Origin of the sequence: Pseudomonas sp. P5_109, assembly GCF_034009455.1 — a bacterium.
Taxonomy (GTDB): Bacteria; Pseudomonadota; Gammaproteobacteria; order Pseudomonadales; family Pseudomonadaceae; genus Aquipseudomonas.
In genome coordinates this window covers 5442414-5463884 of sequence record NZ_CP125380.1, presented here as the reverse complement: position 1 = coordinate 5463884, position 21471 = coordinate 5442414, and the positions used below count along the sequence as shown (strand labels likewise).

General features: G+C 58.9%; 20 protein-coding genes, 4 tRNA genes and 1 riboswitch. Of the genes, 16 read left to right on the top strand and 8 right to left on the bottom strand.

Translation table 11 applies throughout. The annotated features are described in order from the left end of the window. Nucleotides 1–31 precede the first annotated feature (31 nt). From astB to astE, 3 genes are all read left to right on the top strand, one after another. Nucleotides 32–1378 carry an N-succinylarginine dihydrolase gene (gene astB / locus QMK54_RS24200; RefSeq protein WP_110662226.1) on the top strand — a complete coding sequence of 449 codons (1347 nt, stop codon included), beginning with the start codon at nt 32–34 and terminating at the stop codon, nt 1376–1378. Between the two features lie 61 nt (nt 1379–1439). Continuing rightward, nucleotides 1440–1727: a topoisomerase II gene (locus QMK54_RS24195; protein ID WP_108215213.1), complete on the top strand. Its 288-nt coding sequence runs from the start codon at nt 1440–1442 to the stop codon at nt 1725–1727. A gap of 12 nt (nt 1728–1739) precedes the next feature. Next, nucleotides 1740–2750 carry a succinylglutamate desuccinylase gene (astE, locus tag QMK54_RS24190; protein ID WP_110662227.1) on the top strand — a complete coding sequence of 337 codons (1011 nt, stop codon included), beginning with the start codon at nt 1740–1742 and terminating at the stop codon, nt 2748–2750. A gap of 143 nt (nt 2751–2893) precedes the next feature. Here astE and QMK54_RS24185 read toward each other — a convergent pair whose 3' ends face one another. Further along, nucleotides 2894–3406, bottom strand: coding sequence for a 6,7-dimethyl-8-ribityllumazine synthase (locus QMK54_RS24185; protein WP_110660495.1), 513 nt, complete (start codon nt 3404–3406; stop codon nt 2894–2896). Between the two features lie 103 nt (nt 3407–3509). Next, nucleotides 3510–3680: riboswitch (FMN riboswitch) on the bottom strand. 197 nt (nt 3681–3877) lie between these two features. Here QMK54_RS24185 and ltaE point away from each other — a divergent pair. The 7 genes from ltaE (at nt 3878) to QMK54_RS24150 (ending at nt 9842) form a co-directional block, all read left to right on the top strand. Next, the gene (ltaE, locus tag QMK54_RS24180) at nt 3878–4882 is read left to right on the top strand and encodes a low-specificity L-threonine aldolase (protein ID WP_223594298.1); all 1005 of its coding nucleotides are present in this window, start codon (nt 3878–3880) and stop codon (nt 4880–4882) included. Nucleotides 4883–5028: 146 nt separating this feature from the next. Beyond that, on the top strand, nt 5029–7647 hold the full coding sequence (gene alaS, locus QMK54_RS24175) for an alanine--tRNA ligase (RefSeq protein WP_223594300.1): 2619 nt from the start codon (nt 5029–5031) through the stop codon (nt 7645–7647). 92 nt (nt 7648–7739) lie between these two features. Then, nucleotides 7740–8981: an aspartate kinase gene (locus QMK54_RS24170; RefSeq protein WP_007971040.1), complete on the top strand. Its 1242-nt coding sequence runs from the start codon at nt 7740–7742 to the stop codon at nt 8979–8981. 186 nt (nt 8982–9167) lie between these two features. Further along, nucleotides 9168–9356 carry a carbon storage regulator CsrA gene (gene csrA / locus QMK54_RS24165; RefSeq protein ID WP_002554426.1) on the top strand — a complete coding sequence of 63 codons (189 nt, stop codon included), beginning with the start codon at nt 9168–9170 and terminating at the stop codon, nt 9354–9356. Between the two features lie 62 nt (nt 9357–9418). Then, a tRNA-Ser gene (locus tag QMK54_RS24160) sits at nt 9419–9509 on the top strand. Nucleotides 9510–9616: 107 nt separating this feature from the next. Further along, a tRNA-Arg gene (locus tag QMK54_RS24155) sits at nt 9617–9693 on the top strand. A gap of 72 nt (nt 9694–9765) precedes the next feature. After that, nucleotides 9766–9842: transfer RNA gene (locus tag QMK54_RS24150), tRNA-Arg, on the top strand. Nucleotides 9843–9862: 20 nt separating this feature from the next. Here QMK54_RS24150 and QMK54_RS24145 read toward each other — a convergent pair. Beyond that, nucleotides 9863–10381 (bottom strand): cell envelope protein SmpA, encoded by a 519-nt coding sequence (locus tag QMK54_RS24145; protein WP_110660498.1) that lies wholly within the window; start codon nt 10379–10381, stop codon nt 9863–9865. A gap of 322 nt (nt 10382–10703) precedes the next feature. Between QMK54_RS24145 and mgtE the strand changes: the two genes are divergently transcribed. Next, nucleotides 10704–12146, top strand: coding sequence for a magnesium transporter (gene mgtE / locus QMK54_RS24140; RefSeq protein ID WP_110660499.1), 1443 nt, complete (start codon nt 10704–10706; stop codon nt 12144–12146). 382 nt (nt 12147–12528) lie between these two features. Here the strand turns inward: mgtE and QMK54_RS24135 are convergent, their stop codons facing one another. From QMK54_RS24135 to QMK54_RS24125, 3 genes are all read right to left on the bottom strand, one after another. Then, the gene (locus QMK54_RS24135; RefSeq protein WP_003178899.1) at nt 12529–12855 is read right to left on the bottom strand and encodes an Arc family DNA-binding protein; all 327 of its coding nucleotides are present in this window, start codon (nt 12853–12855) and stop codon (nt 12529–12531) included. Nucleotides 12856–13268: 413 nt separating this feature from the next. Next, nucleotides 13269–13448 (bottom strand): PA3371 family protein, encoded by a 180-nt coding sequence (locus tag QMK54_RS24130; RefSeq protein WP_110662656.1) that lies wholly within the window; start codon nt 13446–13448, stop codon nt 13269–13271. Between the two features lie 23 nt (nt 13449–13471). Then, nucleotides 13472–13705 carry a hypothetical protein gene (locus QMK54_RS24125; protein WP_110662655.1) on the bottom strand — a complete coding sequence of 78 codons (234 nt, stop codon included), beginning with the start codon at nt 13703–13705 and terminating at the stop codon, nt 13472–13474. 291 nt (nt 13706–13996) lie between these two features. Here QMK54_RS24125 and QMK54_RS24120 point away from each other — a divergent pair. The 5 genes from QMK54_RS24120 to QMK54_RS24100 all read left to right on the top strand — a co-directional run bounded on the left by QMK54_RS24120 (nt 13997) and on the right by QMK54_RS24100 (nt 19611). Next, nucleotides 13997–14073 (top strand) — tRNA-Arg (locus QMK54_RS24120). Between the two features lie 342 nt (nt 14074–14415). Continuing rightward, nucleotides 14416–16020, top strand: a complete 1605-nt coding sequence (locus QMK54_RS24115; protein ID WP_223594303.1) for a tetratricopeptide repeat-containing response regulator — start codon at nt 14416–14418, stop codon at nt 16018–16020. Beyond that, nucleotides 16017–16709 (top strand): sensor histidine kinase, encoded by a 693-nt coding sequence (locus tag QMK54_RS24110; protein WP_223594305.1) that lies wholly within the window; start codon nt 16017–16019, stop codon nt 16707–16709. The genes QMK54_RS24115 and QMK54_RS24110 overlap by 4 nt, the downstream gene beginning before the upstream one ends. A 201-nt stretch (nt 16710–16910) precedes the next feature. Beyond that, the gene (locus tag QMK54_RS24105) at nt 16911–18155 is read left to right on the top strand and encodes a glutamine synthetase family protein (RefSeq protein ID WP_181432002.1); all 1245 of its coding nucleotides are present in this window, start codon (nt 16911–16913) and stop codon (nt 18153–18155) included. Nucleotides 18156–18225: 70 nt separating this feature from the next. Further along, nucleotides 18226–19611: an MFS transporter gene (locus QMK54_RS24100; protein ID WP_110658341.1), complete on the top strand. Its 1386-nt coding sequence runs from the start codon at nt 18226–18228 to the stop codon at nt 19609–19611. A 63-nt stretch (nt 19612–19674) separates the two neighbouring features. Here QMK54_RS24100 and QMK54_RS24095 read toward each other — a convergent pair whose 3' ends face one another. The 3 genes from QMK54_RS24095 to flgM all read right to left on the bottom strand — a co-directional run bounded on the left by QMK54_RS24095 (nt 19675) and on the right by flgM (nt 21357). Further along, entirely contained in the window at nt 19675–20421 is a 747-nt protein-coding gene (locus QMK54_RS24095) for a flagellar brake protein (protein ID WP_110658342.1), read from the bottom strand. A gap of 93 nt (nt 20422–20514) precedes the next feature. Beyond that, complete coding sequence (locus QMK54_RS24090; protein ID WP_110658343.1) at nt 20515–20982, bottom strand: flagella synthesis protein FlgN; 468 nt, start codon at nt 20980–20982, stop codon at nt 20515–20517. 48 nt (nt 20983–21030) lie between these two features. Continuing rightward, nucleotides 21031–21357 carry a flagellar biosynthesis anti-sigma factor FlgM gene (gene flgM, locus QMK54_RS24085; protein ID WP_110658344.1) on the bottom strand — a complete coding sequence of 109 codons (327 nt, stop codon included), beginning with the start codon at nt 21355–21357 and terminating at the stop codon, nt 21031–21033. Nucleotides 21358–21471 lie beyond the last annotated feature (114 nt).

Sequence of the window (21471 nt, the reverse complement as noted above, 5' to 3'; positions counted from 1 at the left end):
CTATAAAAAACAGATTCGTGGAGCCTCGCTGATGAAATCCTATGAAGTCAATTTTGACGGTCTAGTGGGGCCGACCCATAACTACGGCGGCCTGTCCTACGGCAACGTCGCGTCCCAGAGCAACAGCCAGCAGTCTTCCAACCCCAAGGAAGCTGCGCTGCAAGGCCTGGCGAAGATGAAAGCGCTGATGGAAATGGGTTTCCAGCAAGGCGTGCTGGCACCGCAAGAGCGCCCGGATGTGGCCGCACTGCGTCGCCTGGGCTTTGGCGGTACCGACGCGCAAGTGATCGAGCGCGCTGCCAAAGACGCGATGCCGCTGCTGGTGGCCAGTTGCTCGGCCTCGAGCATGTGGGTGGCCAACGCCGCTACCGTCAGCCCGAGCGCTGACACGGCTGACGGTCGCGTGCATTTCACCGCCGCCAACCTCAACTGCAAATATCACCGCAGCATCGAACACCCGACTACCAGCCGCGTGCTGGGGGCGATGTTCGCTGACCAGCAACACTTCGCCCACCACGCCGCCTTGCCGGCCGTGGCGCAGTTCGGTGACGAAGGCGCGGCCAACCACACGCGTTTCTGCCGTGAGTATGGCGAAGCCGGCGTCGAGTTCTTCGTGTTCGGCCGCAGCGCGTTCGACACCCGCTACCCGGCACCACAGAAGTACCCTGCGCGCCAGACCCTTGAAGCGTCCCAGGCCGTTGCCCGTTTGCACGGCTTGAGCGATGACGGCGTGGTCTACGCCCAGCAGAACCCGTCGGTGATCGATCAGGGCGTGTTCCACAACGACGTGATCGCCGTCGGTAACGGCGAAGTGCTGTTCTATCACGAGGACGCGTTCCTCGAGACCGAAAAGATGCTGGCCGAGTTGCAGGGCAAACTCGCCAAAGCCGGTGGGAAATTTCAGTCGGTCTGCGTACCGCGTTCCGCGGTAAGCGTGGAAGACGCCGTTCGTTCCTACCTGTTCAATAGCCAACTGCTGTCGCGTCCTGACGGCTCCATGCTGTTGATCGTGCCGGAAGAATGCCGTGGCAACGAGCGTGTCTGGCAATACCTGCAGGGTTTGACCAGCTCCGGCGGGCTGATCCGCGAAGTGAAAGTCTTCGATCTCAAGCAGAGCATGCAGAACGGCGGTGGCCCGGCTTGCCTGCGGTTGCGCGTCGCACTCAACGAAACCGAACTGGCGGCCGTCAACCCAGGGGTTATCATGACGGCACCGTTGTACGGCACTCTGACCGAATGGGTCGAGAAGCACTACCGCGACCGCATGACCGAAAACGATCTGGCGGACCCGCAATTGCTGCTTGAGTGCCGGACGGCACTGGATGAACTGACGCAAATCCTTAAACTGGGCGCGGTTTATCCATTCCAGATCAATTGATCGACGGCGCGCTGCCTTGCATGGCAGCGCGTCGCTTCATCTCAAACGAGAGCGTAAAGACATGAGCGATACCCTGCAGCTGATCCTTGAAGACACCGACGGCACGCAACTGGAGACTTCCTGTACCCGTGTCGCGGTCATGTGGCAAGGCAAAGAGCTGTGGATCCAGCAGGACGGCCGTGGTCAGTTGCTGATCGGCGTGGACGTCGAAGAAGGCGATGCCGAATACGCCAACCTGCTGCTGCGCCCATTGGCGACTAATCTGGTAAGTCTGCAACTGGAGATGGAACCTGCCGACCTCACCGACGAGGAACACGTTCACGGCCCGGATTGCAACCACGATCACTAAGGAAACCGCTCTATGCTCGCCCTCGGCAAACTGCTTGAACTGACCCTCGCCGGCCGCGAACCGGCGGAGAAGACTCAACTGACTGTCGAAGGCGTGCGCATGCGCTGGTTGAGCGAAGGTGCGCTGGAAGTCCGGCCACCTGAAGCGCGTGACAATGGCCTGGACCTGCTGCTGTCGGCGGGGATCCATGGCAATGAAACAGCGCCGATCGAATTGCTCGATCGCCTGTTGCACGACATCGCCCGCGGCGACTTGAAGCCGCGCGCACGTATTCTGTTCCTGTTTGGCAATCCTGAAGCGATTCGCAAGGGCGAGCGTTTTATCGAGCAGGACGTCAATCGGCTGTTCAATGGCCGTCACGAACAAAGCAGCGGTTGCGAAGCCCTGCGCGCCTGTGAACTGGAGCGTCTGGCCGCCAGCTTCTTCAGCCTGCCGGACCGTCAGCGGTTGCACTACGACCTGCACACGGCAATTCGTGGCTCGAAAATCGAGCAGTTCGCCTTGTATCCGTGGAAAGAAGGCCGCCAGCATTCGCGTCAGGAACTGGCGCGTCTGCGCGCCGCCGGCATGGAAGCGGTGTTGCTGCAGAACAAGCCGTCCATCGTGTTCAGCTCCTACACCTACGACAAGCTCGGTGCCGAGGCCTTTACGCTGGAATTGGGCAAGGCGCGGCCGTTCGGGCAGAACGCCGGGGTCAATGTCTCGCTGCTGGAGGCGCGCCTCAAGCAGATCATCGAAGGCACTGAACCGGAACTGACGGAAGATGCACTGGACGGGTTGCAGCTGTACAGCGTGGCACGGGAAATCATCAAGCACAGCGACAGTTTCCGCCTGAACCTGCCGGCGGACATCGAGAATTTCTCCGAGCTGGAAGTGGGTTACCTGCTGGCGGAAGACATCGCCAATACCCGCTGGATCATCGAGGAGGAGGGCGCCCGGATCATCTTCCCGAATCCCAAGGTGAAGAACGGCTTGCGTGCCGGCATTCTGGTCGTACCGACCACCGACGAAAACCTGGCCTGACACCAGCATAGAACCAATGTGGGAGCGGGCTTGCTCGCGAAGACGGTGGCACATCCAGCATTGATGTGACTGTTACACCGCTTTCGCGAGCAAGCCCGCTCCCACATTTGGTTTTGAGTGAGGCCATAGACCTCACTTAGTGTTTAGACGGCCACCGCGCGTGGCTCAGTGCGGCGCAACGTACGAATCTTGTGCAGCGTATCGGCACAGGTCTTTGCCGCTTCCTGGCCTTTGTGCACGAAGTGATCGAAGAAGAACTTGTGATGCAGTTCTTCGCCGGCATGGAAGTGGTGCGGGGTCAGGGACACCGAGAACACCGGCACTTCAGTTTCCAGCTGTACCTGCATCAGGCCGCTGACCACCGACTGGGCGACGAACTCATGACGGTAGATCCCGCCATCCACCACCAGGGCGGCCGCGACGATGCCGGCATAACGACCGGTCTTGGCCAGCAGTTTGGCGTGCAGGGGCATTTCAAAGGCGCCGCCGACTTCGAAGAAATCGATGTCGGACTCCTGATAACCCTGGGCAATCATTTCGGCGACAAAGCCTTTACGGCTCTGATCGACAATGTCCTTGTGCCAGCAGGCCTGGATGAACGCAACGCGCTCGCCGTGATGGTTTTTGCTTTTGCTGTCGATTGCGGTGGGTTGCATGTTCTGACTCCTGTTTGTGTAAAAAACAGGGCGTTATGAATCGAAGGGGATCTGAGGGTGCGCACGCTCACACGAATGCTGGCGGACGGCCCTTTGGTGCCAATCCCGTTCTCTCTTCATCCGGACTATGACCGTCGGCCCCGGGATCACACCGGGTCTGCTGACCTTGCCGTCAGGCACCGCCGAAGCCGTGCTGTCACCAAGCGCTCGCGGGCTATGCGCATTGCGCGCAATTACCGCCGGTGGGGAGTTGCACCCCGCCCTGAGAACGTTTTTGCCGCCGGAATGTTTGGCGGCGCAGCGTTTTTATCACATATTTGCGGTGTGCGCATGGCCCCTTTTGGATGATTGTCATCGAGTATTTCGCTGTATTAGCGGGCATTATCCTGGTCCAAGGGTTGAATATTCACCGTCATGCCCGCAGTAATTCCTTCCTGAAAGGGATTTCCCCTGCTTACCGAGGCCAGATTCATGAGCGTTATCGATCTTCGCAGCGACACCGTCACCCAACCATCCGCCGGCATGCTCGACGCGATGGCCAAAGCAGCCACTGGCGACGACGTGTATGGCGAAGACCCGACGGTCAATCACCTGGAAGCCGAACTGGCCAAGCGCCTGGGTTTTGCCGCGGCGCTGTTCGTGCCGACCGGGACCATGAGCAATCTGCTGGGGTTGATGGCCCATTGCGAGCGCGGTGACGAGTACATCGTCGGCCAGCAGGCCCACACGTATAAATACGAAGGCGGTGGCGCGGCGGTGCTCGGTTCGATCCAGCCGCAGCCGCTGGAAGTGCAGGCTGACGGTTCGCTGGACCTGGCCCACGTCGCCGCAGCGATCAAACCGGACGACTTCCATTTCGCCCGCACCCGACTGCTGGCGCTGGAGAACACCATGCAGGGCAAGGTCCTGCCGCTGGAATACCTGGCCCGGGCGCGCAGTTTTACCCGCGAACAGGGTTTGCAGTTGCACCTGGACGGCGCACGTTTGTACAACGCGGCGGTGAAGCTGGGTGTCGATGCCCGGGAAATCACCCAGTATTTCGATTCGGTCTCGGTGTGCCTGTCCAAAGGCCTGGGCGCACCGGTCGGTTCGGTGCTGTGCGGCTCGGTCGAGTTGATCGGCAAGGCTCGACGCCTGCGCAAGATGGTCGGTGGCGGCATGCGTCAGGCCGGTATCCTCGCGGCGGCGGGCCTGTATGCGCTGGATAACAACGTCCAGCGCCTGGCCGATGACCATGCCAATGCGCAGTTGCTGGCCGAAGGCCTGCGTGCGGCTGGTTTCGAGGTCGAGCCGGTGCAGACCAATATGGTATATGTGCAGATGGGCGACCAGGCCGAGGCGCTCAAGGCGTTTGCCGCCGAGCGCGGGATCAGGCTCAGTGCCGCCGCTCGTCTGCGCATGGTCACGCACATGGACGTCAGCCGTGCGCAAATCGGGCAAGTCGTCGCGACATTCGTCGACTTTTCGCGCAAGTGATAGCGTTAGCGCTCCAATTGACCGTTTCTATCGTATAAACACGCTGTACCCCGCGCGCAGGGCCGATATAATGCGGCCCTTTGCCGTCGCTTCGTCTGTTGACGTTTCGAACAGGCCTTTGGCCGCAGCCTCCGTGGAAGAACCTAATGAAAAGCGCAGAAATCCGTGAAGCCTTCCTTCGCTTCTTCGAAGAGCAAGGCCACACCCGTGTAGCCTCCAGCTCTTTGATTCCGGGCAACGACCCAACCCTGCTGTTCACTAACGCGGGGATGAACCAGTTCAAGGACTGCTTCCTGGGCCAGGAAAAGCGCGCGTACACCCGCGCCACCAGCAGCCAGAAATGCGTACGTGCCGGCGGCAAGAACAGTGACCTGGAAAACGTCGGTTATACCGCTCGTCACCACACCTTCTTCGAAATGCTCGGTAACTTCAGCTTCGGTGACTATTTCAAGCACGACGCAATTACCTTCGCCTGGACCTTCCTGACCGGTGTCCTGAAACTGCCGAAGGAAAAACTCTGGGTCACCGTCTACGCCTCGGACGATGAAGCGTATGACATCTGGACCAAAGAAATCGGCGTGCCGGTCGAGCGCATGATCCGCATCGGCGACAACAAGGGCGCGCCATACGCTTCCGACAACTTCTGGACCATGGGCGATACTGGCCCGTGCGGCCCATGCACCGAGATTTTCTACGATCACGGCGACCACATCTGGGGTGGCCCGCCGGGTTCGCCTGAAGAAGACGGCGACCGCTACATCGAGATCTGGAACAACGTCTTCATGCAGTTCAACCGCACCGCCGATGGCGTGTTGCATCCGTTGCCAGCGCCGTCGGTCGACACCGGCATGGGCCTGGAGCGGATCAGTGCGGTGATGCAGCACGTCAATTCCAACTACGAAATCGACCTGTTCAAGAACCTGCTGAGCGCGTCGGCCGAGGCGATCGGCTGTGAAAATGGCGATCAGTCTTCGCTGAAAGTTGTTTCCGACCATATCCGTTCGTGCGGTTTCCTGATTGCCGACGGTGTCCTGCCGTCCAATGAAGGCCGTGGCTACGTGCTGCGCCGGATCATTCGTCGTGCTTGCCGTCACGGTAACAAGCTGGGCGCCACCGGCAGCTTCTTCTACAAGATCGTTGCCGCGCTGGTCGCCGAGATGGGCGAAGCCTTCCCGGAACTGAAGAAGCAGCAGAGCAACATCGAGCGCGTACTCAAGGCCGAAGAAGAGCAGTTCTCCAAGACTTTGGAGCACGGCCTGAAGATTCTCGAACAGGACCTGGCTGAACTCAAAGGCACCGTGGTGCCGGGCGACGTGGTGTTCAAACTGTATGACACCTATGGTTTCCCGATGGACCTGACCGCCGACATCGCCCGTGAGCGCGAGCTGACCATCGACGAAGTCGGCTTCGAGCGTGAGATGGAAGCCCAGCGTGTTCGTGCGCGTTCGGCCAGCTCGTTCGGTCTGGACTACAACACCTTGGTAAAGGTTGATGTGGCCACCGAATTCACCGGCTACACCGATACCAGTGGCTCGGCAAAAATCGTTGCCCTGTACAAGAACGGCCAGTCGGTCGACGTATTGAGCGAAGGCGACGAGGGCGTGATCGTTCTCGACAAGACGCCGTTCTACGCCGAATCCGGTGGCCAGGTCGGTGACTGCGGTTACCTGCAGGCTGGCGCTTCGCGTTTCGACGTGCGTGACACCACCAAGACCGGCGGCGCGTTCCTGCACCACGGCGTGCTGGCCTCCGGCAGCCTGATCATTGGCGCACCGGTGGAGACCCACGTCGAGGCCGACGTGCGTCACGCCACTTCGCTGAACCACTCGGCCACCCACTTGCTGCACGCAGCATTGCGTAAAGTGCTGGGCGATCACGTTCAACAGAAAGGCTCGTTGGTCGACAGCCAGCGCCTGCGCTTCGACTTCAGCCACTTCGAAGCGATCAAGCCTGAGCAGATCAAGGCGCTGGAAGACATCGTCAACGCCGAGATTCGCAAGAACTCCGCTGTTGAAACCGAAGAAACCGACATCGAAACCGCCAAGCAAAAAGGCGCCATGGCGCTGTTCGGCGAGAAGTACGGCGACAACGTGCGCGTACTGAGCATGGGCGGCGATTTCTCCGTCGAGCTGTGCGGCGGTATCCACGCCAACCGTACCGGCGACATCGGCCTGCTGAAAATCATCAGTGAAGGCGGTGTGGCTTCGGGTGTGCGTCGTATTGAGGCAGTCACCGGTGCGCAAGCGCTGGCCTACTTGAACGCGGCGGAAGAACAACTCAAGGAAGCGGCCAACCTGGTCAAGGGCAGCCGCGACAACCTGATCGACAAGCTGTCGGCTGTGCTGGAGCGCAACCGTCTGCTGGAGAAGCAACTCGAGCAGTTGCAAGCCAAGGCTGCCAGTGCCGCGGGCGACGATCTGTCGGCCCAGGCGCTGGACGTCAAGGGCGTGAAAGTGCTGGCCGTGCGTCTGGACGGTCAGGATGGCAAGGCGCTGCTGGCGCTGGTCGATCAACTGAAAAACAAACTCGGCCGCGCAGTGATCCTGCTCGGCAGTGTCCATGAGGAAAAGGTCGTTCTGGTTGCAGGCGTAACCAAAGACCTGACTGGCCAACTCAAAGCCGGTGATTTGATGAAGCAAGCCGCTGCGGCAGTGGGCGGGAAGGGTGGTGGTCGTCCAGACATGGCGCAAGGCGGCGGTACCGACGCTGGCGCACTGGATGCGGCACTGGCCCTGACCGTTCCGTTTGTAGAGCAGGGTCTATAAGGCAGTTTCTTGCGGCTCGTAGTCTAGTGGCGGGCCGCAACGCTGTTTGAGTGATTATTTGGGCGCCCTTCATGGGCAGAGGCGGCTTTGAAATGGCTTTGATCGTACAGAAATTTGGAGGCACCTCGGTCGGCACTGTCGAGAGAATCGAGCAGGTCGCCGACAAGGTTAAGAAATTCCGCGATGCCGGCGATGACCTGGTGGTTGTGCTGTCTGCAATGAGCGGCGAAACCAACCGTCTGATCGATCTGGCCAAGCAAATCAGTGGTGACGGCCAACCGGTTCCGCGCGAGCTGGACGTGATCGTTTCCACCGGTGAGCAGGTGACGATTGCCCTGTTGGCCATGGCGCTGATCAAGCGTGGCGTGCCAGCGGTGTCGTACACCGGCAACCAGGTGCGGATTCTGACGGATAGCGCGCACAATAAAGCGCGTATCTTGCAGATTGATGACCAGAAGATTCGTGGTGATCTGAAGGCAGGTCGTGTGGTGGTTGTCGCCGGTTTCCAGGGCGTCGACGAGCACGGCAACATCACCACCCTCGGTCGTGGCGGTTCCGACACCACCGGCGTGGCGCTGGCGGCAGCCCTGAAGGCTGACGAATGCCAGATCTACACCGACGTCGACGGCGTCTACACCACCGACCCGCGTGTGGTGTCCGTGGCCCAGCGCCTGGACAAGATCACCTTTGAAGAGATGCTGGAAATGGCCAGCCTCGGTTCCAAGGTGTTGCAGATCCGCGCGGTCGAGTTCGCCGGCAAGTACAACGTTCCGCTGCGCGTACTGCACAGCTTCAAGGAGGGTCCGGGCACCCTCATTACTATTGATGAAGAGGAAACCATGGAACAGCCGATCATTTCCGGTATCGCTTTCAACCGCGATGAAGCCAAGCTGACCATCCGTGGCGTGCCAGACATCCCGGGCGTTGCCTTCAAGATTCTCGGCCCGATCAGTGCCGCGAACATCGAAGTCGACATGATCGTGCAAAACGTCGCGCACGATAACACCACCGACTTCACCTTCACCGTGCACCGCAACGACTACCAGGCGGCGCAAGCCGTGCTGGAAAAGACCGCTGGTGAGCTGGGTGCCCGTGAGGTCGTGGGCGACACCAAGATCGCCAAGGTGTCGATCGTTGGCGTTGGCATGCGCTCTCACGCAGGCGTGGCCAGCCGCATGTTCGAATCCCTGGCTAAGGAAAGCATTAACATCCAGATGATCTCGACCTCGGAAATCAAAGTCTCCGTAGTGATCGAAGAGAAGTACCTGGAACTGGCTGTGCGCGCCCTGCATACGGCTTTCGAACTGGATGCACCGGCCCGCCAGGGCGAGTGATGCGTTTGCCAAAGGGCGCGGTCTGACCGCGCCCTTTGTTTTTTGAAAGGCGCGACCCGTTGGCTGTTCTTTTGCTCGCGCTAGTCAATACTCAGGCATGTAGGACTTCGACCGTTTTGGTTGTAGGTCGAGTGCCTTTTTTTTGCAGACGGTTGTCCCTGAAATGAAATGCGTGAGGAGAAAGGTATGCTGATTCTGACTCGTCGGTGCGCAGAAAGCCTGATTATCGGTGATGGCGAAATCACCGTGACCGTGCTCGGCGTCAAAGGAAATCAAGTGCGCATCGGTGTTAATGCCCCCAAAGAGGTGGCTGTTCACCGGGAAGAAATTTACCTGCGTATCAAGAAAGAGAAGGACGAAGAACCAAGCCATTAATTTTTATCGTTTTTTATGTTTGCAAACGGGGAAGAAGCTGGTTAATATACGCCCCGTGTTGCGGAGAGCTGGCCGAGTGGCCGAAGGCGCTCCCCTGCTAAGGGAGTACACCTCAAAAGGGTGTCGGGGGTTCGAATCCCCCGTTCTCCGCCATTATTTGCGTAGTACGTTGTAATCTGGCTTCTTCGGTAAGTTGTTGAAATTACTAGAAAAAGTGTTTGACATAGAGATTAGACGGCCTATAATGCGCGGCAACAAATGCACTCGTAGCTCAGCTGGATAGAGTACTCGGCTACGAACCGAGCGGTCACAGGTTCGAATCCTGTCGAGTGCACCATTTAAGAGTTAGTTACAGCGATGTAAGTAACTTGGCTTCAACCAGTTGTGATCTGGTATAAAAACACAAATTGCACTCGTAGCTCAGCTGGATAGAGTACTCGGCTACGAACCGAGCGGTCACAGGTTCGAATCCTGTCGAGTGCACCATACAAACAAAAAGCCCGCATTTAATGCGGGCTTTTTGCCGTCTGGGATTTGGCTTTTCCTTTCGTGCATCCCCTCTCGTCGAACTCCACCTGAGCGCTGCGGCCTCGCAGGGTGTCGTAACGGTAGCTCGTGGCTGAATTGCGAATACTGATCTTGTCCGGCTTGCCGAGCGCGCTTTCGACGTCTTGCTGGCTCATGCCGGCGATTACTCGTCGATTGATGATCGCCTCTCGGCGCTGCCTGGCACTGATCAGGTTTCCACACTTGTCCTGCACCTGACCGACCACGGTCGGCTCTTTCCTTTGGATTTTCATTCCTGATGTTTCGCGGGGTTCGGCTGGCGGCATAAGCGCCCTCGTGCTGCCTGGCGTAAAGGCGCGGGCGTCCTGAAGTGAAACATTCTCTCCCGCGGCACAACCCAGTGTGGTGAAGGTAGTGCGCCCATTGGCCGCCTCGCAGCGCTGAACAGTGGTAGCGAGCGCCGGGGGCAGGGGGTTGAGCAGGGTGAAAAGCAAAAAGAATCGTGCAACTGATGGCATCAGGCGTCCTCCATGACGTTCCTTATCAAGGGTAGCGGCTACAATTTTCGAAAAGGAGGTGTGTTTTCTTTTCTGGATGCGTCGTCGCATTTTCACGGATCAGGACGATGCTCAAGTTTGTTGTGCAAGCGCTTGTTTCAGCCGAGATTTTTTAACGTTTAAAACCGTCAGGCGGTGTATCATTGCGCCCGTCAGCCCCGCCGGGGCTTGTGGAATACCTCCATGGACTTACCCAGTAGTTACTCAGTACCCCGTTTTACCAATCATGAATTGACTGATTGATCCTTCCGGCGTGCCCCGCTGCTGGGAGTGGAGTTCGCCTATGTCTGAAATCGAAGTAAAGAAAACGCAGGAAAGCTTGCAGGATCGCCTGGCTCAGGTGGTTGAATTGCTGCAGCGCCAGCGAGTAGTAGAAGACCTGACTCACCGCCAGGAAGGCCCGCATCATGACCGGGTCGAGAACCTGGTCCACCGGCAGAATCTCGTCGAGTTGCAACGCAAGCTCGATGACCTGCACTCCGCCGACGTTGCCTACATCCTTGAAGCCTTGCCGCTGGATGATCGTCTGACGCTCTGGCAACTGGTCAAGGCCGATCGCGACGGCGACATCCTCCTTGAAGTATCCGATTCGGTTCGTGAGTCGCTGATCGCCGACATGGACGATCACGAGCTCCTGGCTGCCGCCAAGGACATGGATGCCGACGAACTCGCTGACCTGGCCTCCGAGCTGCCGCGAGACGTCGTTCATGAGCTCATGGAGACCCTCGACCAGCAACAACGCGAGCGCGTGCGTTCGGCTCTGTCCTATGACGAGGAGCAGGTCGGTGCGCTGATGGACTTCGAGATGGTGACCATCCGCGAGGATGTCAGCCTTGAAGTGGTCTTGCGTTATCTGCGCCGTCTCAAGGAGTTGCCGGGCCACACCGACAAGCTGTTCGTGGTCGATTACGACGGCGTCCTCAAGGGTGTGTTGCCGATCAAGCGCTTGCTGGTCAACGACCCGGACAAACAGGTGTCCGAGGTGATGGCCAGCGACCCGGTGAGCTTTCATCCGGACGAAGACGCCTACGATGCCGCCCAGGCGTTCGAGCGTTACGACTTGATCTCCGCGCCCGTGGTCGACAAGAACGGCAAGCTGATCGGCCGTCTGACCATCGATGAAATGGTCGACCTGATCCGTGAAGAGAGCGAAAGCGAAGTTCTCAACATGGCGGGTCTGCGTGAAGAAGAAGACATTTTTGCCTCGGTCTGGAAATCCCTGCGTAACCGTTGGGCCTGGCTGGCGATCAACCTGATTACCGCGTTCGTGGCCTCCCGGGTCATCGGTCTGTTTGAGGGTTCGATCGAGAAGCTCGTGGCGCTGGCGGCGTTGATGCCGATCGTGGCGGGCATTGGTGGCAACTCGGGTAACCAGACCATCACCATGATTGTTCGCGCCATGGCGCTGGACCAGGTGAGCACCGGCAACACCTCGCGCCTGATGCGCAAGGAGTTGGCGGTCGCGCTGATCAACGGTGTGATCTGGGGCGGGGTGATTGGTGTGGTTGCCTACCTGCTTTATGGCAGTTGGTCATTGGGCGTGGTGATGACCGCAGCGATGACGCTCAACCTGCTACTGGCGGCGTTGATGGGGGTCTTGATCCCGATGACCCTGGCGAAGATGGGGCGCGATCCGGCAATGGGTGCGAGTGTGATGATTACCGCCATGACCGACAGCGGCGGCTTTTTCATCTTCCTCGGGCTTGCGACAATCTTCCTGCTCTGAAGTCCTGCTCATTGAAAACCCGCCAATTGGCGGGTTTTTTGTGCCCGGATTTCGGGCAACCCCGGGAAGCACCGATAACGCAATCCCCGTAGGAGCCGGCTTGCCGGCGATGGACCCAGGTGCGCCGCGTTTATCCAGGTCACACGCGTTATCGTTAACGACCATCGCTGGCAAGCCAGCTCCTACAAGTGACTGCGTTTGAGCGCTGGGGAACTGTAGGAGCCGGCTTGCCGGCGATGGACCCAGGTGCGCCGCGTTTATCCGGTTCGCACGCATTATCGTTGGCGACCATCGCTGGCTAGCCAGCTCCTGCAGGAGGCTGCGTCCAGTAAAAGCCCAAAAAAAAGCCAGCGATCAGGCTGGCTTGAGCTTTCAGGCTGAATCAGGACGCGTCGGCGGCCATTTCAGCATCATGAGCGATCAGCGAAACAAGGGCGTTCTGCTGTCGATGGGAGAGTTGGCGGAAGCGTTGCAGCAGCTCGCGCTCATGCAAGGAAAGCTCCGGGCTGTCCAGGCGCATGCTCAACTCTTCTCCCAGTGCGCCTTCCTGAATAAGACTCTGCTCAAGGCGCGCAATGATTTCGGAGTTCATGCTGCGATGATGATTGCGAGCCACCTCGGCAATGCGTTCACGCATTCCGTCTGGCAGACGTACGACGAACTTGTCAGCCGTACGGCTGGAATAAATTGCCTGTTTCAATGGGCGCATATATTTAACCGGTTAGTTCAGGGGAGCGGTTTTCGGGATTGGCCGCAGGATGTCTGGTAGGACAAGCGCTCTGACCAAATGTTCAACCTGAATTGATAGAGGCGCGCATCATGCCTCAAACCAGCCAGATCCTTGGCGTCAATTCTGTGACAAATATTGAACTGGATAAAGGCGTTATGCCAGCACCAATTATCAGAAATGCGGACTGGTTTGAAAAGTTCGACCGGGCCGTATCGCTTAGCGCTTTCTCCGCCCGACGAAAGGTGTCCGGCGGGCAGGAAACAGCGCACTCGATCACTGTTCCTTACCTCTACAGAATAGTGGCAAATGGCCGATTTACTAGGGGGAGTCGTATAGAGGGGCTGAATTGGGGATGGATGGCAGGCCCTCGCACCGGGTCTGCCAAGCCAAGATTAACGCAGCACCGGATCAAACTTGATCTTGCGCCCGGCAATCAATGCGAGCACGAACAAAGCAGTGAATACACCACAGGCGATCAGGGGGAGGGTGACGACCATGTCCTGGGTCAATGACAGATGAAAAATGCCACTCGACAAGGCGAGGATGAAGAAACTCGCGGCTGATTTGGACATGCTGTGCTCCTGGTGGGGGTCATTCAAAAAACCAAACGTTCGGCAGGTGGAGTCGGCAGTGGGATGTTTTCCTGGCTGACCTCCTGGCTGACAAAGCCGTGCTGGTCGCTCATCACGGCCAACTGCGGCGCTTTTTGCAGTTGGAGGTAATGTGGCATCCGCTGGGCAACCTGCGTAGCACCACTCTCGGGGATAAAATGAAAACCCAACAAAACCGTCAGGGCGATTGCATTCGAGAGTAAAAGGGCACTGTTCATGAGGCGGGCCTCCGTTGTTCTGTGGAGAACAGCAGAAGCAGCTCGCATGCCAGAGTCTATCGGCAATTAAATTCTTTAAAAACAATGAATTAACATATTTACGCGAAAGCTCGATCTTGCATTTTGCAATGATGGCTTTTTGAGGTGATGCAATTTGCACGGTAAACAAGTCCGCGCCCGGCCGAGGCGTCTGCCTACACTTAAAAAGCCTACGGACGACATGACAAAAGCAGGCCCGGCCGTTAACATGCACGCCGTCCATCGCGTCGCGTTTCTTCGCGGCCGACTTGTGTCTCAGTAGCTCAATTGGATAGAGCATCCCCCTCCTAAGGGGAAGGTTGGCAGTTCGAACCTGCCCTGGGACACCATCATTCATCAGCACTTTGCTGTCCGGAAAAGCCCCGTCGGAAATTTGCATCCGGCGGGGCTTTTTTGTGCGCGATATCTCGTTTTCAGTAACGCCTCTACTTATTCAGGGTAAGCGTTGGGGAAGGTTCTCAAGGTAACGCCATTGTTGGCCGATAACCCGGACAGTCAGGGGCCACTTGGTCTTTTGCGGTTGGCTTGGGCGGGCTCATCTCTATGAGAAGGTGTTTGATAGCCTAGTGCCACCAGTTATCATCTGCGCGCCAAAACAGGGGCTGCGAAGCTGAGTCCGTCCGTGTATTTGCCTTTGGGTTCTTCTTCTAACAATTGCCTGGAAATCTTCGATGCTGTCGTATCACCAAAAGCGTTTTTTGATCGTCGATGATTTCTCGGACTTCCGCAGTTCGGTCAGGTCGATGCTGCGCGAACTGGGCGTCAAGGAAGTGGACACTGCCGATACCGGCGAACAGGCGCTGAAAATGTGTTCGCAGAAGGCCTACGATTTCATCCTGCAGGACTTTCATCTGGGCGACGGCAAGAAGAACGGCCAGCAGGTGCTCGAAGACCTGATGGAAGAAAAGCTGATCAGCCATGAAGCGGTGTTCGTCATGGTCACCGCCGAAACCAGCCAGGCCATGGTGCTCAGTGCGCTGGAGCATGAGCCCGATGCCTACCTGACCAAGCCGTTCAACCGTTCCAGCCTGGCCCAGCGCCTGGAGCGCCTGGAGCAGCGCAAGACCCTGCTCAAGCCGATCCTGCAGGCCCTCGACCGGGGCAAACCGATGGAGGTGCTCAACGCCTGCATCGCCCTGTGCAAGCAAGACATCCGCTATTCGCCCCTGTGCCTGCGCTATCGTGCCGATGCCCTGCGCGACCTCAATCAGAACGAAGCGTTGGAGCGGCTGTACGACGGCATCATTGCCGACCGTCCTTTGCCATGGGCGTTTGCCGGGTTGGGCAAGTTGCTGTTCAAACGCGGCCAGGTCGGGCAGGCCAAAGGCATTTACGAGAAAGCCCTGAAAGTCTTCCCGATGATGCCGTCGCTGTATGACGGCATGGCTGACGTGCTGGTCGCCGAAGGCGACACCAAGGGTGCGCAGCGCGTTCTGGAAGAGGCGATTCGCTTGTCGCCGCTGGCGGTGCGCCGGCAAGCGATGCTCGGCAAGCTGGCGATGACCAACGAGGACTTTGACACCGCCTCCAAAGCCTATCGTCAGGCTGTAGCCCAAGGCGCGCAGTCGCGTTTCAAGGATCCTGAAAGCAACCTCGGCCTGGCTCATGCCTTGATCAGCAAGGGCAGCGACAGGGGGCTGGACACCCGCACCCGACTGGAAATCAATACCACGCTGAGCGCAGTGGCCAAGGACAACCCTGGCGACCCTGGCCTGCAAATTCGTGCGCGCTTGATGAAGGCCACCAGCATGCTGATCAATGATGCGGAAACGGCTGACAAGCTCACCGAGCAGGCGCTGTTGCGCCTCGATGGCATGGAGCAATTCATGAGCGCCGAAGCGGCGTTGCTGGTGGCCAAGCAGCTGAAAATGCTCGGGCAGACCGAAGCCGGCACCGCGATGCTGAAAAACTGCGTGGAAATCTACGGCGACGATCCGGCGGTCATGAAGGACATCGCCAAGCAGACCGACGACCCGAACATCCTCAATTCCGGCAACGCCGCCGCGGAACTCAACCGTCAAGGTGTGCGCGTGTACAAGACCGGCAATCTGGTGGAGGCCCGGCAGGTGTTCCGCAAAGCCCTGGCGATGCAACCGAAGAACATCAGTATTGCCCTGAACCTGGCGCAGTCGTTGTTGCACGGCACCGATACCAGCGCTCCTTCGGCCGAGCTGGAAGAATGCCGGACCTGCCTGAAAATGGTCGGCCTGATGCCCGACTCCGACGCGCGCTATCCGCGTTATCAGAAGCTTAAAAGCAAGGCGTTTGGCCAATGAATGACAATGAGCAGGCACTGGATTTCTCCACGGTAATCGCTTCTACCGTGCACGACATGAAGAACTCGCTGGCCATGCTGATGCAGGCCCACAGCCAGTGGCTGGCGCGGTTGCCGGCGTCGGCGCAACAGACGCCGGAGCAGGGCGTGATCGACTTCGAGTTCGCCCACCTCAACGGCATGCTGGTGCAGTTGCTGGGGCTGTATAAGCTTGGCGTCAACCGGTTGCCGTTGCAGCCGGCCTACCATGAACTGGACGACTTCATCGAAGCGCAACTGGCTTGCCATCAGGAAGTGTTCGCCAGCCGCGGCATCATGGCTACCTTTGAAGTGGACCCGTTGAGCCCGCTGGGTTTCTTCGACCGTGAGTTGATCGCGTCGGTATTGGCCAACTGCATCAACAACGCGATCCGCTTTGCACGGCATGCCGTTCTGATCAGCGTCAGCGACGAAGCCGGGCAGTTGGTGTTGACCATCAATGACGATGGCCAGGGGTATCCGGCGCAGATGATCGAGCGTCAGGCCGATTACGTGCAGGGCATCAATCAAACCACCGGCAGCACCGGGTTGGGCCTGTACTTTGCCGGGCGTATTGCCGCGTTGCATCAACGCAACGGCGTCGGCGGGCGTACCGAAATCAGCAATGGCGGACCGTTGGGTGGTGGTGTGTTCCGCCTGTACCTGCCCTGACAGGTAGCATATTTATCGACGCTGCTTGAAATTCCGAACACGCGGAGCCTATTTTGTACGGTCGCCGTTCGCGGCCCGCACAATAACAAGGATAGCGTCATGACGACCGTTGGCCTGAGTTCACTCGCGCAGCGATTGACGGGCATTGATGAAGTTGAATGTGTCACGCCGGATTTGAATGGCGTTCCACGGGGCAAGGTGATGACCAGCGAGGGTTTTCTCGACGGTCGACGTTTGCAGCTGGCGCGGGGTGTGCTGCTGCAATGCATCATGGGCGGATACCCGCCAGCGCGGTTTTACGGCAGCGATGATGGTGATCTGGCGCTGATCCCGGACCCTGCACAAATCCATCGCCTGCCCTGGAGCAACCCACCACGGGCCTTCGCCATTTGCGACGCGGATGAACTGGGCACGACCACCAGCTCCAATCTGTCGACCCGTGGCCAGCTCAAGGCGGTCATCGCCCGTTACGCCGCTCGCGGCCTGGCGCCAGTGGTGGCAACCGAGCTCGAGTTTTTTATCTTCGCCCCCAATACCGATCCGACTCAGGCGTTCCAGCCGCCGCTGGGGCTGGACGGTCGTCGCGAGGACGGTCAGTCGGCGTTCAGCGTCAGCTCCAACAATGGGCTGCGCCCCTTTTTCAATGAGGTCTACGCGTGCATGGCGGCCCTGGGCTTGCCTCGCGATACCTTCATGCACGAGATGGGCGTGAGCCAGTTCGAGATCAATCTGCTGCACGGCGATCCATTGCTGCTGGCTGACCAGACGTTCCTGTTCAAGCACTTGCTCAAGGAAGTTGCCCTCAAGCACGGCCTGAGCGTGGTGTGCATGGCCAAGCCGTTGGCGCATACGCCGGGCAGTTCGATGCATATTCACCAGAGCGTCGTCGAAATTGATTCGGGGCGTAACGTATTCAGTGATGAGGCGGGGCAGGAGACGGCCATCTTCCGGCACTTCATTGCCGGTCAGCAGGCCTGCATGGCCGACTTCACTGCGTTGTTTGCGCCGAACGTGAACTCCTACCAGCGCTTGTGCCACCCATACGCCTCACCGAATAATGCCTGCTGGTCCCACGACAACCGTGCGGCTGGCCTGCGTATTCCGGCCAGCCTGCCGGTGGCCCGTCGGGTCGAGAACCGCTTGCCGGGGGCCGATGCCAATCCGTATCTGGCGATTGCCGCCAGCCTGGCGGCGGGTTTGCATGGCATCGAGAACGCGTTGGAACCGAGCGCGCCGATCCAGGGTGAGTTCCAGGTGCCGGACAATCTTTCGTTGCCGTGTACCTTGCATGCGGCACTGGAGCGTCTGAAACGTAGCCAGTTGGCCAAGGAACTGTTCGGTACGGAATTCATCGAAGGCTACATCGCCTCGAAGACCCTGGAACTGACCAGCTTCTACGATGAAATTACTCCCTGGGAACGGCGTGTTTTAGCCGCCCAGGCCTGACGATCCGTCGACATCCGGCTATCGTTTAGCGATAGCCGATTCTCACTGCAAGGAGCCGCTCGGAACGCCGATGCGCCAAATCTGGAAATCCTTTCGAGCGCTGTATTTCGCCTCGCTGATGATGTTGATCGGCTCGGGCCTGTTGAGTACCTACCTGGGCCTGCGCCTGGCTGCCGACCATGTCGACAGCCTGTGGGTTGGTGCGCTGATGGCCGCCAACTACTTCGGCCTGGTGCTGGGGGGCAAGATCGGTCACCGGTTGATTGCCCGGGTCGGGCATATCCGGGCCTATTCGGCCTGTGCCGGGATCGTCGGCGCGGCGGTGTTGGGGCATGGCCTGATCGATTGGCTGCCGGCCTGGTTGTTCCTGCGGGTGATCGTCGGCCTCGGCATGATGTGCCAGTACATGGTGATCGAGAGCTGGCTGAACGAGCAGGCCGAGGCCAAGCAGCGCGGGTTGGTGTTCAGCGGCTACATGATTGCCTCTTACCTGGGCCTGGTCATGGGGCAACTGATTCTGGTCATGCACCCGGCGCTGGGGCTGGAGCTGCTGATGCTGGTCGCCCTGTGTTTCGCCCTGTGCCTGGTGCCCGTGGCGTTGACCCGCCGGATTCACCCGGCACCCTTGCATCCGGCACCCATGGAGCCACGGTTCTTTATCAAGCGCGTGCCGCAGTCATTGAGCACGGTGCTCGGGGCGGGCCTGATCGTCGGTTCGTTCTACGGTCTGGCGCCGCTGTATGCCTCGCAGCAAGGGTTATCCACGGAGCAGGTCGGTCTGTTCATGGGTAGCTGCATTTTTGCCGGGTTGCTGGTGCAGTGGCCGTTGGGCTGGTTGTCCGACCGTTACGATCGGGCTGTGTTGATCCGCAGTTTCGCTTTCAGCCTGGCCCTGGCTGCACTGCCGCTGGCGATCATGCCGCAGGTGCCGCTTGAGGTTCTGTTTATTGCCGGTTTTATCTGTTCGCTGGTGCAGTTCTGCCTGTATCCGTTGGCAGTAGCGTTCTCCAACGACCACGTCGAAGGCGATCGCCGGGTGTCCCTGACGGCGATGTTGCTGGTGACCTACGGTGTTGGCGCGAGTATCGGGCCGCTGGTGGCTGGTGTGCTGATGAAGCTGTTCGGCAGCCAGATGCTGTATGCCTTCTTCAGTTTCTTTGCGTTGGTGCTGGTGTGGCGGATTCGCCCGAAAGCGGTGACCAACCTGCATCAGGTGGAAGATGCGCCGCTGCATCACGTGGCCATGCCAGACAACATGACGAGTTCACCACTGGTGGCTTGCCTCGACCCGCGTGTTGATGAGCAGGTGGTGCAGGATCAGATGCAAAACCCGGTGAGTGCCGGGCCAGAGCCTGAATCAGAACCTGAGGCTGATGTAACCGAAGCTGAAACCGATCAACCACCGCAAGACCCTGATACAGGGCGGGACCCTAACTTCAGTGAGGCCAGGCCTTAAATCCAGGGCATAAAAAAACGGGCAGTCACCGCAAGGGACTGCCCGTTTTTTGTTGGCGCTCTGTTACATGTCGTCTTTGTCGAACCGACGTGCTTCGCGCTGCAACTGGTAGACGAAGCGTTCGACCTGACGCTGCACCAGTCCGCTCATGTTGTGGAAGCGAACGCCGGCGAACGTAGTGGAGATCCTTTCTTCGAAGTGCAGGTAACGCAACTCGACTGGAGCGGTCATCTTGCCAAAGGGCAGGTCGGCGTTGAAGCGATCGTAAACCTGGCCCAGTTGCAGGCTGCCGGTGATGTCGCCGTCGAAACGCAATTTGCACCCGGTAGCGGAAATATCCAGCAGCTTGCCGCTGATGGGCGCCTTGAGCTTTTCGCCGTCGAGGTTGACGTTGACCAGTTGTGCCAGCTTCAACGCCGCGCGGAACGCATTGCGGCGCTGGTGGTACGAGACTTCATCGGGCAGGGGGCCGCGATAGCAGCGGCTGCCACCGGATTCGTCGATGGTCAATTGGCCGTTGCTTTCCCAGGCGATGCGCACGCCTTCGTGGAAGCCTTCGACCCTGAATGGTTCGCCGGCCATCAGGTAGCGTTCGCCATCGCGGGGGATCATTTCGTCCAGGGCAATCATGTTGCTGTCACGGTCCAGGTCCACCAGATAACTCTGGAAGCGCTGGCTGCGCTCGTGGAACGTGATGATCAGCGGGTCATGGCTTTCGAGCAGCTGGCGCAGGTTGCTGGAGATTTCCAAGGGCGTGGAGAGCACCTTGGGTGGCTGCGGCGAATCATCCACGGATAAGGCATTGGACACGGTTAATCAATCTCCAGACAAAATTTGACTACGACTGGCCAGCATTTTGCCAGCATCTTTCGCGTCTTGGATAGAGCGGGCTCATCGAGCGGCCTAAGCCTGACTGAGCGGCCTCGGCTTAGCAAGCTTGGAGAATGTTCCGCTGGCATCGTAAAGCGCCGGGGTTTCACCGCCATTGAGGATTTTCAGCTGGGTGGCCGTAGCGGCCTGCTGAGTGAGGATCGATTGACCGTTGTTGGCGTTGATGGCCTGGCACTGGGCCAGGAGATCGGTCAGCACGTCACTTTGCGCCAGCAACTGGTCGCCAATGCTCGACTGGCCGGCCAATTGCTCAAGACCGCCGCGGTTGGTCGGCAGGTTGAGGCTGGCGAGAATTTCACTGCGCTTGCGGCCATGCTGTTCGAGCAGGACGATCAATGCCTGTTTCTGCGCCAGGATGTCCTCGAGCAATGGCAGGTCGCGGCCATGCAAGGCGAGGGATTCGGTGCGCAGTAATTCCAGCAAGTGTTGCGCTGGAGCAAAGTCGTCGGTGATCAGTTGCAGTAGATTAGTGTCGTGCATGGCTGGCCTTGGGTTTTAAGCGTCCAAAAGCCTGGCGCCGGCGGTGGCCTAGCGCTGGGCTTCGAAGTTGAGCAGTTTGCTGGCTACGCGGTTGCTGTCGACTTTATAGCTGCCATCGGCAATCGCTGCTTTCAACTCGGCCACGCGGGCGTTGTCGACGGCGGGCTGATCGCGCAGCTTGTCGGTGACCTTCTGCAACTGCTGAGCCTCATTGCTGAGATGTACCGATTCCCCGCTTTTGACGGTACCGGCCTGTTCGGCCGCGGACTCCAGCGGCGCGGATTTGCCGGTTTCGGCGCTTTCCTTGCTGGCGCTGGTACGTGTACTGCCCGTAAGGGACGAGGAGCTGTTCAATCGGCTGAAATCGATGACCATGATAAAAAACCTCTGGGAATTTGGACGCTTGCCATGGTTTCGGCCATTCCCTGGAAAACTTTAGGCTCATTTATCAATGAACCTCGCGCGCGTCAGCGCTTGCCCTGCATGGAG